Annotated in this window: 13 protein-coding genes; 5 read left to right on the forward strand and 8 right to left on the reverse strand. The window is 52.4% G+C overall.

Annotated features, from left to right (window positions below; translation table 11 throughout):
- Positions 1-68 precede the first annotated feature (68 nt).
- The 3 genes from zwf to D6024_RS02605 form a co-directional block, all read right to left on the reverse strand.
- A complete protein-coding gene (gene zwf, locus D6024_RS02595; RefSeq protein WP_205573209.1) occupies positions 69-1,589 on the reverse strand; it encodes a glucose-6-phosphate dehydrogenase in 1,521 nt (506 codons plus the stop codon).
- 127 nt (positions 1,590-1,716) lie between these two features.
- Positions 1,717-3,144, reverse strand: coding sequence for an NADP-dependent phosphogluconate dehydrogenase (gene gndA / locus D6024_RS02600; protein ID WP_121352688.1), 1,428 nt, complete (start codon positions 3,142-3,144; stop codon positions 1,717-1,719).
- A gap of 3 nt (positions 3,145-3,147) precedes the next feature.
- Positions 3,148-3,612 (reverse strand): c-type cytochrome, encoded by a 465-nt coding sequence (locus tag D6024_RS02605; protein WP_121352690.1) that lies wholly within the window; start codon positions 3,610-3,612, stop codon positions 3,148-3,150.
- Between the two features lie 163 nt (positions 3,613-3,775).
- Here D6024_RS02605 and D6024_RS02610 point away from each other — a divergent pair, with 163 nt between their 5' ends.
- Together D6024_RS02610 and D6024_RS02615 are read left to right on the forward strand one after the other, a co-directional pair.
- Positions 3,776-4,135, forward strand: coding sequence for a carboxymuconolactone decarboxylase family protein (locus D6024_RS02610; protein ID WP_121352692.1), 360 nt, complete (start codon positions 3,776-3,778; stop codon positions 4,133-4,135).
- 155 nt (positions 4,136-4,290) lie between these two features.
- A complete protein-coding gene (locus tag D6024_RS02615; protein ID WP_121352694.1) occupies positions 4,291-5,322 on the forward strand; it encodes a 2-oxoacid:ferredoxin oxidoreductase subunit beta in 1,032 nt (343 codons plus the stop codon).
- 68 nt (positions 5,323-5,390) lie between these two features.
- Here the strand turns inward: D6024_RS02615 and D6024_RS02620 are convergent, their stop codons facing one another.
- From D6024_RS02620 to D6024_RS02630, 3 genes are all read right to left on the reverse strand, one after another.
- Entirely contained in the window at positions 5,391-5,717 is a 327-nt protein-coding gene (locus D6024_RS02620) for a hypothetical protein (protein ID WP_121352696.1), read from the reverse strand.
- An 87-nt stretch (positions 5,718-5,804) separates the two neighbouring features.
- Positions 5,805-5,984 carry a hypothetical protein gene (locus D6024_RS02625; protein WP_121352698.1) on the reverse strand — a complete coding sequence of 60 codons (180 nt, stop codon included), beginning with the start codon at positions 5,982-5,984 and terminating at the stop codon, positions 5,805-5,807.
- Between the two features lie 37 nt (positions 5,985-6,021).
- Positions 6,022-6,564, reverse strand: a complete 543-nt coding sequence (locus D6024_RS02630) for a gamma carbonic anhydrase family protein (protein WP_240409915.1) — start codon at positions 6,562-6,564, stop codon at positions 6,022-6,024.
- Between the two features lie 420 nt (positions 6,565-6,984).
- Here D6024_RS02630 and mrdA point away from each other — a divergent pair, with 420 nt between their 5' ends.
- Genes mrdA through D6024_RS02650 form a run of 3 tightly spaced genes read left to right on the forward strand, consistent with a single transcriptional unit; the run spans position 6,985 to position 11,243 of the window.
- The gene (mrdA, locus tag D6024_RS02640; protein WP_121352702.1) at positions 6,985-9,126 is read left to right on the forward strand and encodes a penicillin-binding protein 2; all 2,142 of its coding nucleotides are present in this window, start codon (positions 6,985-6,987) and stop codon (positions 9,124-9,126) included.
- Positions 9,126-10,469: a rod shape-determining protein RodA gene (gene rodA, locus D6024_RS02645; RefSeq protein ID WP_121352704.1), complete on the forward strand. Its 1,344-nt coding sequence runs from the start codon at positions 9,126-9,128 to the stop codon at positions 10,467-10,469. The genes mrdA and rodA overlap by 1 nt, the downstream gene beginning before the upstream one ends.
- A gap of 27 nt (positions 10,470-10,496) precedes the next feature.
- Positions 10,497-11,243 (forward strand): MBL fold metallo-hydrolase, encoded by a 747-nt coding sequence (locus tag D6024_RS02650; RefSeq protein ID WP_121352706.1) that lies wholly within the window; start codon positions 10,497-10,499, stop codon positions 11,241-11,243.
- Between the two features lie 38 nt (positions 11,244-11,281).
- Here D6024_RS02650 and D6024_RS02655 read toward each other — a convergent pair whose 3' ends face one another.
- Positions 11,282-11,782 (reverse strand): hypothetical protein, encoded by a 501-nt coding sequence (locus tag D6024_RS02655; RefSeq protein WP_121352708.1) that lies wholly within the window; start codon positions 11,780-11,782, stop codon positions 11,282-11,284.
- A 66-nt stretch (positions 11,783-11,848) separates the two neighbouring features.
- Complete coding sequence (locus tag D6024_RS27010) at positions 11,849-13,357, reverse strand: tryptophan 2,3-dioxygenase family protein (RefSeq protein WP_205573210.1); 1,509 nt, start codon at positions 13,355-13,357, stop codon at positions 11,849-11,851.
- Between the last annotated feature and the right edge of the window lie 207 nt (positions 13,358-13,564).

Here is a 13,564-nt window from a genome sequence, read left to right on the forward strand (position 1 = left end):
ATGAACAACCCATACCATTTTCCACCAACTCGTGAACCCGTGAACTTGCGAACTCGTGAACTCGTGAACTACTTATCTTTCGGCAGCGTTGTCCAGTGCCGTCCGTCTTTTGCAATGAGCGCCTCTGCATCTTCGGGGCCCCAGGAGCCGGGTGTGTAGTTGGGAAAATCAACCGGCGGCCTTGTTTGCCACGAATCCAAAATTGGCTGAATGACCTCCCAGGCTCTTTCTACCTGGTCGGCCCGCATGAACAGCGTGGGGTTGCCTTCGATCACATCCTGCAAGAGCGTTTCATACGCTTCCGGCGCACTATCGCCATAGGCATCGGTGTAGTTGAACACCATGTCCACAGGCTGCAACACCATCTTGGGGCCGGGCTGCTTGGCCTGGAAACGCAGGCGGATATCCATCTGTGGCTGAATGCTGATCACCAGCCGGTTGGGGCGCCAGGTTTCGCCGGCTTCCACCGGGAAGGAAAAATGCGGTGCCGGTTTGAACTGCACCACGATCAGCGTTGTTTTGGTGGTCATGGCCTTTCCGGTACGCACATAAAACGGCACGTTCTTCCACCGCCAGTTGTCGACATAAAACTTCACCGCGGCAAAGGTTTCCACCGGCGAATCAACAGCCACGCCTTTTTCCTGCCGGTAGGCAATGAGTTTTTCGCCGTCGATCCATCCGTCGCTGTACTGGCCACGAACGGCGTTGCGGTGCACAGCGTCTTTTCGCCAGCAGCGGATGGCTTTCAGAACATCCAGCTTTTTGTTCCGGATCTCATCGGCTGCAAACGATACCGGCGCCTCCATAGCGATCATGCACACCATTTGCAGGATGTGGTTTTGGACCATATCCCGTAGGGCGCCGGCACCTTCGTAATAGGACCCCCGCCCTTCGATGCCGATGGCTTCGGCCGCGGTGATCTGCACATGGTCGATGTAATTGCTGTTCCAGACAGGCTCAAAAAGGGCGTTGGCAAAGCGCAGCGCCAGGATATTCTGCACGGTTTCCTTTCCCAGGAAATGGTCGATGCGGTAAATCTGCCGCTCTTCGAACATCTGTCCCAACTGGATGTTCAGTTCCTTGGCACTTTTCAGGTCGTGCCCGAAAGGTTTTTCAAACACCATCCGCGACCGGGCGGGATTGGTGGTCAGCCCGGCTTGGTGCAGCTTTTCTGCAATCATAGGCACCATCTGGGGGGCCACCGACATGTAGAATACTGCGTTGGCCTCCTGCTTCCACTCCTCTGCTTTGTCTTTCACCAGCTTCGCCATTTGCTGGTAGGCAGTTTGTTTCGACAGATCGCCTTTGAGATAATCCACGTGTTTGGAAAAGTTTCGCCAGTGCTCTTCGAGGTTATTCTTGCGGCGCGAAAACTCCTGGATACCTTCTTTGATGAACGTGCGGTAGGTGATATCCGTGTAGTCGGTTCTTCCAATGCCGACAATAAAAAAATTTTCGGGAAGATAGTTGTCCAGAAAGAGGTTGTACAGGGCCGGTAAGAGTTTGCGGTGGGCCAGGTCGCCGCTGCCGCCGAAAATGAAAATTACCGTCGACTCTTTCTTCACTTCTTTTTGTGCCGTATCCATCATCAATCTTTTTTATTCAGTTCACACGTTCACGGGTTCACATGTTCACCAGGTGGTTGCCTGCGAAATAGGTTTCTGCATGGCAGTACGCACAACAGGCAAACCCGTGAACATACAAACTGGTGAACTATTATTCAGTCATGTGCCATTCGGTATGAAAAACGCCTTCTTTGTCGATGCGCTGGTAAGTATGTGCGCCAAAAAAATCGCGTTGTGCCTGGATCAGGTTCGTGGGCAGGCGGTCGCTGCAGAAGGCATCGAAATAACCCAGTGCACTGCCCATGGCCGCAACCGGGATTTTCGCCCCGATGGCAAGTGAAAGCACCTGCCGCACGGCGTTTTCTTTTTCCTTCAGGAAGCCCGCCATGCTTTCGTCGAGCAACACGTTGGGCAGCGTTGCATCGGCAGCAAACACCCGGTCGAACTGGTAGAGCAGGGCCGATCGGATGATGCAGCCGCCTTTCCAGATGGTCACCACATCGGGCAGCGGGATTTGCATGTTATACGCTTCCGAAGCCTTGGCCAGAAGGCTCAGTCCCTGCGCATAGGCCATCACAAAACAAAAGGCCAGCGCATCTTCCACCAGGGCTGTCAATTGCTCGGGAGACAGGTCGATCTTCTGGATTTGCGGCTGGTACAGTTTCCCGGCCTTCACCCGCTGGTCTTTGTACACCGACAAATCCCGCATGGCAACCGCCATATCTATCGTGGGAATCGAAACGGGGAGGTCCATGGCATCCTGCGAGGTCCATTTGCCTGTGCCTTTGGAGCCGGCTTTGTCGAGGATGGCATCCACGAGATAACTCTTTCCCTGGTTGTTACCGGTATCCAGCGTCCGGAAAATTTCCGCCGTGATCTGGATCAGGAAAGATTGCAGGCCACCGCTGTTCCAGCGGGCAAAGACATAGTGAAGATCGTTGTTGGTAAACCCGCCACCGCGTTTCAGGATGTCGTATGCTTCGCTGATCAACTGCATCATCGCGTACTCGATGCCGTTGTGGACCATTTTTACGTAATGACCCGCCGCCCCGTTGCCCATATAGGCAACGCAGGATTTGCCGTCGGCTTTGGCAGCAATGGCTTGCAGGATGGGTTGCAGGTATTGGTAGGCCTCTTTGTCGCCGCCGGGCATCATGCTGGGGCCAAAACGGGCACCGGCTTCGCCGCCCGAAACGCCCATGCCGAAAAAGTGGATGCCTTTGGGCTGAAGATAGTCGATTCGCTTTTGCGTGTCCTTGTAGTACGAGTTACCGCCGTCGATTACAATATCCCCTTCCTCCAGCAGCGGCAGAAGGGTTGCGATGACATCGTCGACGGGTTTGCCGGCCGGCACCAGCATCATGATCTTGCGGGGTTTTTTCAAACCCTGGATCATGAATTGGATATCGGTTGTGCCTTTGACGACAGTGCCCGGCGAGGCGGCGCTTTCAAGTTTATCGGCCCGTTCCTGTTTCAGGTCGTAGCCGATCACCGAAAATCCATGATCGGCCATATTGAGCAGCAGGTTGCTGCCCATGACGCCAATGCCGATCATGCCAAAATCAAATGTTGCTTCCATGGTTTATCCGTTTCGTTTGGTGGTATCCTGCGGCGGACGTTGTTGCGGCCGCTCCTGCTTGGGCGGGTTGGTGGACGGCTCTGTGGAACCGTGGTGGCAGGTAAAACAGGTGACCATGAGCGGCGTGGAAATGTTCATGGCCGAACCGGTGAGGTTAAAATATTTTTTGTTCAGGTCGTTGGTCATGGTCAGCATCTGGCGGGCCACAAGTTTGTGCTTGTTATCGTCGGCCGCCCAGTCCATCTCTTTTTTCTCTTCGTTGCGCACATGGCAGAAATTGCATTTGACGTTGAGAGAGCCGGTAAAATGATGCATCACGCTGTCCATTTGCTCGTGGGTGATGTCTTTGGGGAGAACCTTCAGGTTTTTGTACGATGAATGGCCGTCTCCGCCGGTCGTTTTGGTCACGGCACAGGAAAGCGCTACCAGTCCCACAAAGGCAAGAATAACAAGAAAGGTCTTTTTCATGGAAGTTCCTTTTTTCAGTTGGTGTTAATTGACATCTGTTCTAGCGGGGCTAAAGCAGAAAGCGTTAAAGTTAGCGTCAAAATGGATAAATCACGCTGCCCCGTCTCCTTCTTGTCTCTTTCCCGCGGACCGCTTCGTAAATTTGCCGGCTCAAACGAACAACATGGCCGGATTGATTACCGAATTCAATGAGTACAGGGAGAAAATGAACGAGGTTATCCTCAGCAAGAACAATCTTGTGATGAAGCGTCTCTGGAACCTGGACACCAACACCTACGAAGAAGGCGCCCTGGACAAAAAAACCAAGGAAATGCTGGGGCTCGTGGCCAGCATGGTGCTTCGCTGCGACGACTGCATCAAATATCATTTGGGCAAAAGCTACGAGCAGGGTGTGACCACCGAGCAGCTATACGAGATCTTTGCCGTGGCCAATATTGTGGGCGGAACGATCGTTATCCCTCACACAAGAAGGGCAGCTGAGTACTGGGAAGAACTGACGAACAAGGAACAGACAAATCAGTAAAGAAAAATACCCGTAGGCACTGGCAATGCTTGTTCTTTACTCGGGATTGCCAAAAAATAAATAAAAGTTATCTTTAAATAAAAACAGCAAACGCGGAATGGCAGCCCGTCTCCTTTACGACGCTTTATTCCCCGTTTCTGCGTTCGAGAATCAATATGGAAACAGCTACTGTCAATAAGCCAGCCCTTACCGCGAAAGATTTTGCCACCGACCAGGAAGTGCGGTGGTGCCCCGGCTGCGGCGATTATTCCATTCTTGCACAGGTGCAAAAGGTGATGCCGACGTTGGGCATAGCCCGTGAGAACATCGCCATTATTTCGGGCATCGGGTGCTCGTCGCGCTTTCCCTACTACATGAACGTTTACGGTATGCACTCGATCCACGGAAGGGCCACGGCCATCGCCAGCGGGCTGAAGGCGGCCCGTCCCGACCTGAGTGTGTGGATCGTAACCGGCGACGGCGATGCGCTGAGCATTGGCGGCAATCATACCATTCACCTCCTGCGCCGCAATTTTGATGTGAACGTGCTTCTTTTCAACAACCAGATCTATGGGTTGACAAAAGGCCAGTATTCACCCACTTCGGAGGAAAACAAAGTAACCAAGAGCACACCGTTTGGCTCCATCGACCACCCGTTCAACCCGATGGCCCTGGCCCTTGGTGCCGATGCTTCATTTATTGCCCGCAGCATGGACCGCGATCCCAAACACCTGCAAAGCATGCTCCTGCGGGCTCACGGCCACAAAGGCGCTTCGTTCCTGGAGATCTACCAGAACTGCAACATCTTTAACGACGGTGCATTTGAAGCCTTTACGGAAAAAAGCACCAAGGCCGACAACGCCCTTTTTGTTGAACACGGAAAGCCGTTGGTCTTTGGCGCCAACAGCGATAAAGGGATTAAGCTGGATGGATTCAAACCGGTTATCGTTGACCTGAACAACGGGCACAGTACCGATGACCTGTGGGTGCACGACGAAGGCGACCTGTTCAAAGCCCAGATCCTTACGCGGATGTTCGACGATCCCCGCGTGGAAGGCCACCTGCCGCGGCCTTTTGGCGTATTTTACCAGATTGCCCGGCCGACCTACGAAACGGTGCTGGCCCAGCAGATCGATTTTGCCCGGGAGAAAAAACCGGCCGACCTGGACAAACTCCTCCGTGGAAACGAGGTTTGGAATATTGTTTAAAGGAGAACAGAAAAGAAAAAGCCGCAGCGACCTGCGGCTTTTTTTATGTCACGCCTAAGTCAATCAAGTTACCGGGGATGCATGTCCAGGTTCAACAGTTTCCCCTGCAGCACATTGGCCAGTTGCACCACGGCTTCGTTTTCCCGCTTGCGGGCATCGGTGGCCTTGGTGGGAAACAGCGAAATACCGTTGTAAATGCTGTACTGCAAGGTCAGGTTGTACTGGTTCAGGTGAAACGCCCAGCTAATGGCGTCAAAATCGTCTTCTTTGTTGGTAAAGGCGGCATTTAGTTCATCGCTCAAAACCGAAGCGATCTGGTAGAAGCGCTTCAAACCGCCGTCGCCGTCGATGACGGCTTCCGTGTATCCGAGTGTTGTTCGCAGGGTAAGGCTCATATAGCAAAGGATTTATTATGGTGAAGGACATGGTGCATCAACTACAAGACAACAGAAGAAATTATTTTGTTGCACAGGCAGCAAAAATCAGTCCTTGAACTTGGGCTGTTTTTTCTGGTAACTTCCGTCAACCAGCTTTTCAGCCCCTACGTTTTTGCCATTGGTGCCACAGCCATACTTGGGCGGGAACACACGGTTCCAGACGTTGCAGGAAGAAAGAACGCCGGTGAACAAGAGGAGCAGGAGAGTGAATCGAAAAGCTTTCATGTGAATTGGGTTTACTGGATGAACGATAAATGTAGACTCAAATTGCCTTACTTGCAACATTGGCCCCGCTAAACCATTTGGCATAGCCAACATAATTGTTGGCGATCCGGTTGATCTCTCCCTCCACCTTTTCGACAGGGATTTCCTTTACTTTTTTGGCCGGCACACCGGCATAGATGGAGCCGCCTTCGCAAACCGTACCCTCCAGCACCACGGCACCGGCGGCAATGATGGTGTTGCTGTGCACCACGGCATTATCCATCACGATAGCCCCCATCCCGATCAGTACATTGTCGTGCACCCTACAGCCGTGCACAATGGCGTTGTGCCCGATGGAAACATTGTTGCCAAGGATGGTTTTCGTACGCTTGTAGGTGCAATGGATCACGGCCCCGTCCTGCACATTGACTTTATTGCCCATGCGGATGCTGTTGACATCTCCCCGCACAACCGCGTTGAACCACACGCTGCATTCATCGCCCATTTCCACGTCGCCCACAATGGTGCAGTTGGGCGCAATAAAACAACCGTCGCCCCATTTGGGAAAAGTCCCTTCCACCGGTAAAATCAAAGCCATCATTCAGACATTTTGCTGGCCACGAAGGTAGAAAACAGAGGGAATATCGAACAGGCGAGAACAAGGAAGGGAAGGTTGAGATTAGGATGAAGGTTGAGGGACGAGACTAATACCAGACAAAAGACCAGGCGAACAAGGCTGGCAGAAGCGGAATCCGCTGTTCGCCCTTCTTTTCGAATCGCAGACCGTCTGCAGCTTGAAAGGAAAGATGAACCGGAAGCACGTCGACCTTCATCATTCCCTGTTCACCTGTTTTTTTGTTCTGATCCCTTCTGCGGTTCAAATTTGTGTTTGTTTGTTGAAAGCCTTTCGCCTGCGAAAAATTTATTAATTCTTTTTGCTTTTCTCTTGCCTTTCCCCAAACCTTCAGCATTTTTGCAACAGAAGCCCGTTTTCTTCCCGCTACGGCTTTCGCAATAACCTATGTCTGTTTTCACACAATCCAGAAGCTATATCGTTCGCATCATCTTCGCCATTGCCTTCCTGGTGATCATCGGGCGGCTTTTCACCCTACAGGTGATGAGCAGCAAGTACCAGCGGCTGGCGCAGGAGAATGCCATTTTCAAAAAGATCGTTTACCCGCCCCGGGGGATCATCTACGACCGCAAAGGCAAGGCGCTCGTTACCAATACGCAGATGACCGACCTGATGGTGATTCCTTCCGAAGCCCGCGGCATCGATACAACCTACATCTGCCAGTTGCTGGAGATCGACACCACCGAATTCAAGGAGCGGATGCTCTCGGCCATCGTGAAGAACGGCCGTTCGAGGGCCTCGGTTTTCGAAGCCCTGTTGTCGCCGGAAAAACATGCCCGCCTGGAAGAAAACAGTTGGCGCCTGGGCAACGGGTTTTACCTCCAGGACCGTCCTGTGCGCAATTTCCCGTTTAGCGTCGGTGGCCATTTTGTGGGCTATATCGGCGAAGTGGACTCGGGCATCATTGCCCGCTCGGAAGGCTTTTACCAGTCGGGCGACTACGTGGGCCGTTCGGGAATGGAGGCCTCGTACGAAAAAGTGCTGATGGGAAAACGCGGTATCCAGTACTGGATCAAAGACAACCGCAACAAGCTGGTGGGCCGCTTCGAGAATGGTGAACTGGACGAACAACCTGCTGCCGGAAGGGCACTGAATACCTATGTCGATGCCGAACTGCAGCAGTTGGCTGAAAAACTGCTGCAAAACAAGGTCGGTGCGATCGTGGCCCTCGAACCCCAAACCGGCGGCATCCTGGCCATGGTTTCAGGACCCGATTACAATCCCAATGAACTGAGCGGCTCGGAAAAACAAAAGAACTATTCCCGCCTGGTCCTCGATGTTTCCGGCCCGCTGCTCAACCGCGCCATCAAGGGCCAGTACCCGGCCGGTTCTACCTACAAGCCCCTGGGCGCCCTCATCGGGCTTGATGAAGGCGTGATCACGCCGCAAAGCGGCATTGGCTGCTCGGGTGCCTATTACGGTTGTGCCAGGCCCGTTCGCTGTACGGAGAAATGGGCCGGACATGCGGCCAACCTTCGCCTTGCCATTGCCAATTCCTGCAACTCGTTTTTCTCGATGGCGTACCGGGTAACGGTCGACAACCCCCGTATGGGCGGTGTGAAAAAGGGCTACGCCAAATGGAAAGAATACATGAATCATTTTGGTTACGGTGCGCCGCTGGGCGTGGACCTGCCAAGCGAAGACAAGGGAAACATTCCGGACACGTCGGTGTACAACAAAGTGTACCGCGGCTCCTGGAACTCCTGCACCAACGTCACCCTGGGCATTGGCCAGGACATGATGCTGGTAACGCCGCTGCAGATGGCCAACGCCACCTGCATTGTGGCCAACAAAGGCTATTACTACACGCCGCATTTTGTAAAGGACATCGAAAACGAAACCAAAGACGACACGCTCCTGAACCGGTACCGCCGGAAGCACGAAGTGCTGACGCACATTTCCAACGAAGACTACGAAACAGTGCATGCCGGCATGCAGGACGTTGTGGATGCAGGAACGGCACGAGTGGCCCAAATTCCCGGCATCAGCATCTGTGCAAAAACCGGTACGGCCGAAAACTACCGGGTGATCGACGGCGTGCGGACAAAGCTGAAAGACAACTCGATGTTCGTGGCCTTTGCACCCCGGGAGAACCCAAAGATTGCGGTTGCCGTGGTGGTAGAGAATGCCGGCTTCGGCGCCACCTGGGCCGCCCCGATGGCTTCACTGCTGATCGAAAAATACCTGACCGATTCGCTTCGCCCCGAGCGGGTGAAGGAAGTGGAACGGATCGGCAGTGCCTCGCTGATGCCTTCGTGGCTGGCAAGGGAACAATACAAAGCCGATTCGTCCCGTGCCTACTATTATTTTCACCTGACGAAAGACAGCACCTACATCAAGAAATTTTTCCGCCGCGCAGCAGCAACCAAAAAAGACACCGTGAAAACAACCCGGCCGGTAACCCCGAAACCGGTTACACCCAAACCCGAAGCCCCGCCGGCAGCGCCGGAGCAGCGCATTGGCTACCTTCACCGCGAAGAGCTGTGGAACGAGGAATGGTTGGTAAAAAAGCGGAGGACCTTAGCATAATGGCCAGAAAAGAAAGCAGCTTTTCCAGAAGCATCGATTGGAGTCTTGTTTGGATCTACCTTTTGCTCGTCGGCATCGGCATCATGGCCATCTTTGGCGTGACCTATAAAGACGGCGATCCCATGGTGGCCACTTTTTTTGGCTTCAAAACCGATTACAGCAAACAGCTTTATTATTTTTTTATCGCCGCGGTGCTGGGCATTTTTATCCTGCTCACCGACAGCAAATTTTTCCCGGCCACAGCCAACCTGTTTTATGCGGTTGGCATTGTCATGCTGCTCCTGGTGTTTCCCTTTCACTCACGGGTAAAGGGAACAGAATCCATCATTCGCTTTGGCGGGTTCCAGTTTCAGCCGGCCGATTTTTGCAAGGTCTTCGTGTGCCTTGCACTGGCCAAATACCTTTCACTACCCGATCTTGATTTTTCCAAAACCCGCTCGCAACTGATCGCTGCCGCCATTACACTTTTCCCGGCAGCGATGTGCCTTTTGCAAAGCGAAACAGGCCTGGCGCTGGTTTATTTCTCCTTCTTTCTCGTGATGTACCGCGAAGGCCTCCCGTCCACCATCCTGGTGATCGGCTTTTTGGTCGGCGTAATCGTTGTGTGCGCCCTGCTGATGGAAACCAAAGTGCTCCTGATCGTGCTTTCGGCCCTGGCCATCGTTATCTCGTTTATCGTGTTTCAGCGCAACCGCCGGCGCATTTTGTCCATCGTCCCGGTGATTTTTCTCTGGCTCCTGAGCATGGGTTTTGTGGGCGTTGGTGTGCCGTATTTCTTCAAGCACATGCTGAAGCTTTACCAGGTGGAACGCATCTTCAGCACCGTGGGCCGCGAAGTGCCGCCGGAATATATCCAGGCGCACAGAAAAGAATTCGGGCAGGCCGCAGCCGGCAAACCCAAAGACACCGACTATAACGTAAAGCAATCCAAGATCGCTATTGGCTCCGGCGGCGTGATCGGCAAAGGCCTGCTCAAAGGCACGCAGACCCGTTACGATTTTGTGCCCGAGCAGCGCACCGACTTTATCTTTTGCACCATCGGCGAAGGCTTTGGCTTTGTGGGCACAACAGCCGTGTTGCTGATTTACCTGTTGCTGCTGTTTCGCATTATTGCCATGGCCGAGCGGCAGCGCAGTGTGTTCAGCCGGTGTTATGCCTACGGCGTGGCCGCGGTCTTTTTCTTTCACATCGTCATCAATATCTGCATGACCATCGGGTTGGCACCGGTGATTGGAATCCCGTTGCCGTTTATCAGCTATGGCGGCACCTCGCTGCTGACCTTTTCGATCCTGCTGTTTGTTCTCATCAGGCTTGATGCCGACCGACAAATGGTGCTGCGGTAACTCGATACCTTTGCAAACAACTTTTTTATGAAGATTATCCCGCTTTCCGAAGGTTCGTTTACCATTGACAAAACCAAACTCTTTGTTCCTTTTGACGAAGACCTGCACGAACTGCAGGACCGACCGGTAGGAAGCCTGTTGGTGGAGATCCAGCCGTTTGCCGTGGTGACGGCAAGAGATGTTTTGGTGCTGGATGCGGGCCTGGGTTTCAGCGACAGCAATGGTGAGCTGCAGATCCATAAAAATTTGAAAGCAGCCGGCATCAACCCGGCCGAGGTAACCAAAGTTTTAATGTCGCACCTGCACAAGGACCACACAGGCGGCGTTGCCTTTGGGCCCAACCGGCAATGGCTGTCGTTTCCCGAAGCCACGTATTACGTACAGGAACGGGAACTGAATTTTGCGCTGGAGAAGGGCTTACCGTCTTTTCACCCGGACGAGATTGAGATCCTGAAAGACCACCACCAGGTGCACCTCCTGCGTGATGACGAAGGCGTGATCGATGACTATATTTTTTACCAGCATACCGGCGCCCACTCACCGCACCACCAGGCTTTCTGGATCAAAGAAGGCGGCGAAACGATCTTCTTTGGTGGCGACGTGGCGCCCCAACTCCAGCAAATGAAGATCCGCTACAAAACCAAATACGATTACGACCCGGACAAAGCCGTGGCCTACAGGCAGGACTGGTGGAAGCGGGGCAACGACGAAGGCTGGACGTTTTTGTTTTACCACGATATCAAAACGCCGGTGTACAAGCAAACAAGCCGTTGAGAGAACGGCAGCGGCAGGTTTTGAACCCGGAAACATCGTTACAATGAAAGGGTGTTTTCCTTTTGCTGCGCAGACAGCCTTTCTCTTTCTTCCGCGATATTCAAAACAACCGTCGCCCTAAAATCCTGGTAGCTAATGATGATGCCAATGACGTGGAAAAAGCAAAGAACGAGCAAGTAAACTCCCTCAAACATGCCAGCCTGCGGTGGGCTCATTGCAGCCCAATTGACTTCATGGATAAGCAGGAAAGCAATAAAACTATAAGGCAAAAGCATCCATGCCAGCAAGCTAAAGAACAAGCTGTATGCGACTTTACGGTAACAATTCAAAAACGCTGAAAGCGTAAGCATGCCTGTAAGGCCCGAAAAGAATACATTTTTCAGCAGGGCCTGGCAGAAGCTGTTTTCGGCAACAAGCTGCCAGCTATAATCTCCATGTATCCAGATACCACCTACGATAAAAAATCCAATGAAGCAGGCAAGGTAAAATGGCACCAATACAGCGGCTTTAAAGTAAACCCGGAGAATGTGAAAGGCCATAGGCAGTCAGATTTTGCTTTTCAGAAGATTGCCCAAAATACAATTTGTTGCGAGAGAATTTTACAATCAATCTTCCACCGCAAAACCCAGCTTTCGTTCTACCTCTTTCGGCAATTGCGGCAGCCTTCTTCGCTCGATCAAGAACGAGGTGAGCTGCGCAATTTCCTTGAAGATGTAATGCTTGTCTGCAGCAGCTTTCAGGTAATCTTTTCCGCTGCTGCCACCCGTGCCAATGCGGGTACCGATCATGCGGTGCACCATGTTCATGTGACGGTGCCGCCAGGTGCTGAGCTGTTCGTCGATATCCAGCAAATTATTCAGCAACTGAAACGGCAATTGCAGCAAAGGGTAGCCGCGGTAAAGCATAATGAACAAAGCGGCGCGGTTGGCCTTCGCGGAAAAAGTATAATGCGATTCACGCTGCTGAATGAAGACTTCATCAAACGCTTCGAGGTTATTTTTCTCGGCTTCGGCCAAACTGTTTTCGTACGCCTCTTTGTACGCCATCCAAAAATCAAAAGCCCCCCACCCCCCCGAGGGGGGAGTGGCATACGCACCGGCCTCGCTTATGCTCGTTTTACTTTGGCGGCTATTATTTTTTAAGGCTTGAAGAATTTTGTTTAGGACCTGATCTAAACGATGAGTAATCTCTTCATTTGTAAACCGCACAACGCGATACCCCTTGCTTTGAAGCCACTGTGTTCGTGCTTCATCACTTTCTTTGTTTGCCGGCAACTGGTGAATAAGGCCGTCCACTTCGACAACCAGTTTCTCCGGCAGGCAAACAAAATCGGCTATATAATTGCCAATGATATGTTGCCTTCTGAACTTGTAGTTCGCCAATTGCTTCTCCCGCAATTGCTGCCAGAGAGCATCCTCTGCCTGCGTCGGTTTGCTCCGATGTTCTTTCACAATTTGTTTGAGCAATCCGTAGTTCATTGGATCGGCTGTTCTGTATTCTGCTTCCTCTTCCGCCAGTGCATCAGTGTCATGTTCAAGCGGGCTCTGTGCTTCGGCCACTCCCCCCCTGGGGGGCGGGGGGGCCAAAGGCATCCGCTCCAGCCAGTCATTAACCAACTGCAGAAACGACTGTTCACTTTCCGCTTTCTTGATCATTACAACATGCTCTTGCCGCAACTGCGAGGTGTAATATTCCTTGCCATGGCGATAATCAAACTTCAGTCCCAGCTTTGCCTCCAGTAGCTTGAACTGCCAGCTTTGAAAGCCCGACGCCGGCCGCAGCATGTCGCGGAAGTCCAAAAAATCCATAGGTGTCATTGTTTCCAGGATATCGATCTGGTGCACCAGCACACGCAGGATTACGCCCATCCGGTTCAGCCGGTGTACAACGGTTTGCAGTTCCGGCGAATTATCATTTAAAGACGGCTTGCGCATGATCCCGTGCAGCGAATCCACTTCGAAATGCAGTTGCTTGAACCAAAGCTCATAGGCCTGGTGAATGATGATGAACAGCATTTCGTCGTGTGCGGAGGCGTTGTGTTTATCGCTTTCAAGCGTTTGCGCTGCAAGTATTTTATCCAGTTGCAAATAATCGTGGTAGTGAACGTCTGTCATAAAAATGCCGGTGATTTTTGTTCGCCGCAAAGATGACGAAGTTTCTTACGCAACAGGTCGCACTCACCCCAATACATACTTTTCTTTTCCGCCGATTACATTTTGCTCCCGGACTTTGACCAATGCTTACGTCTGTGAATACGGAAAAGCCCACGGGAAAAATGACCAGGCCACCTCCCCTGTTCACCCGCTATGAAAACACCACGC

The sequence above is a fragment of the Flavisolibacter nicotianae genome, from assembly GCF_003628535.1.
In the GTDB taxonomy this organism is placed as follows: Bacteria; Bacteroidota; Bacteroidia; order Chitinophagales; family Chitinophagaceae; genus Flavisolibacter; species Flavisolibacter nicotianae.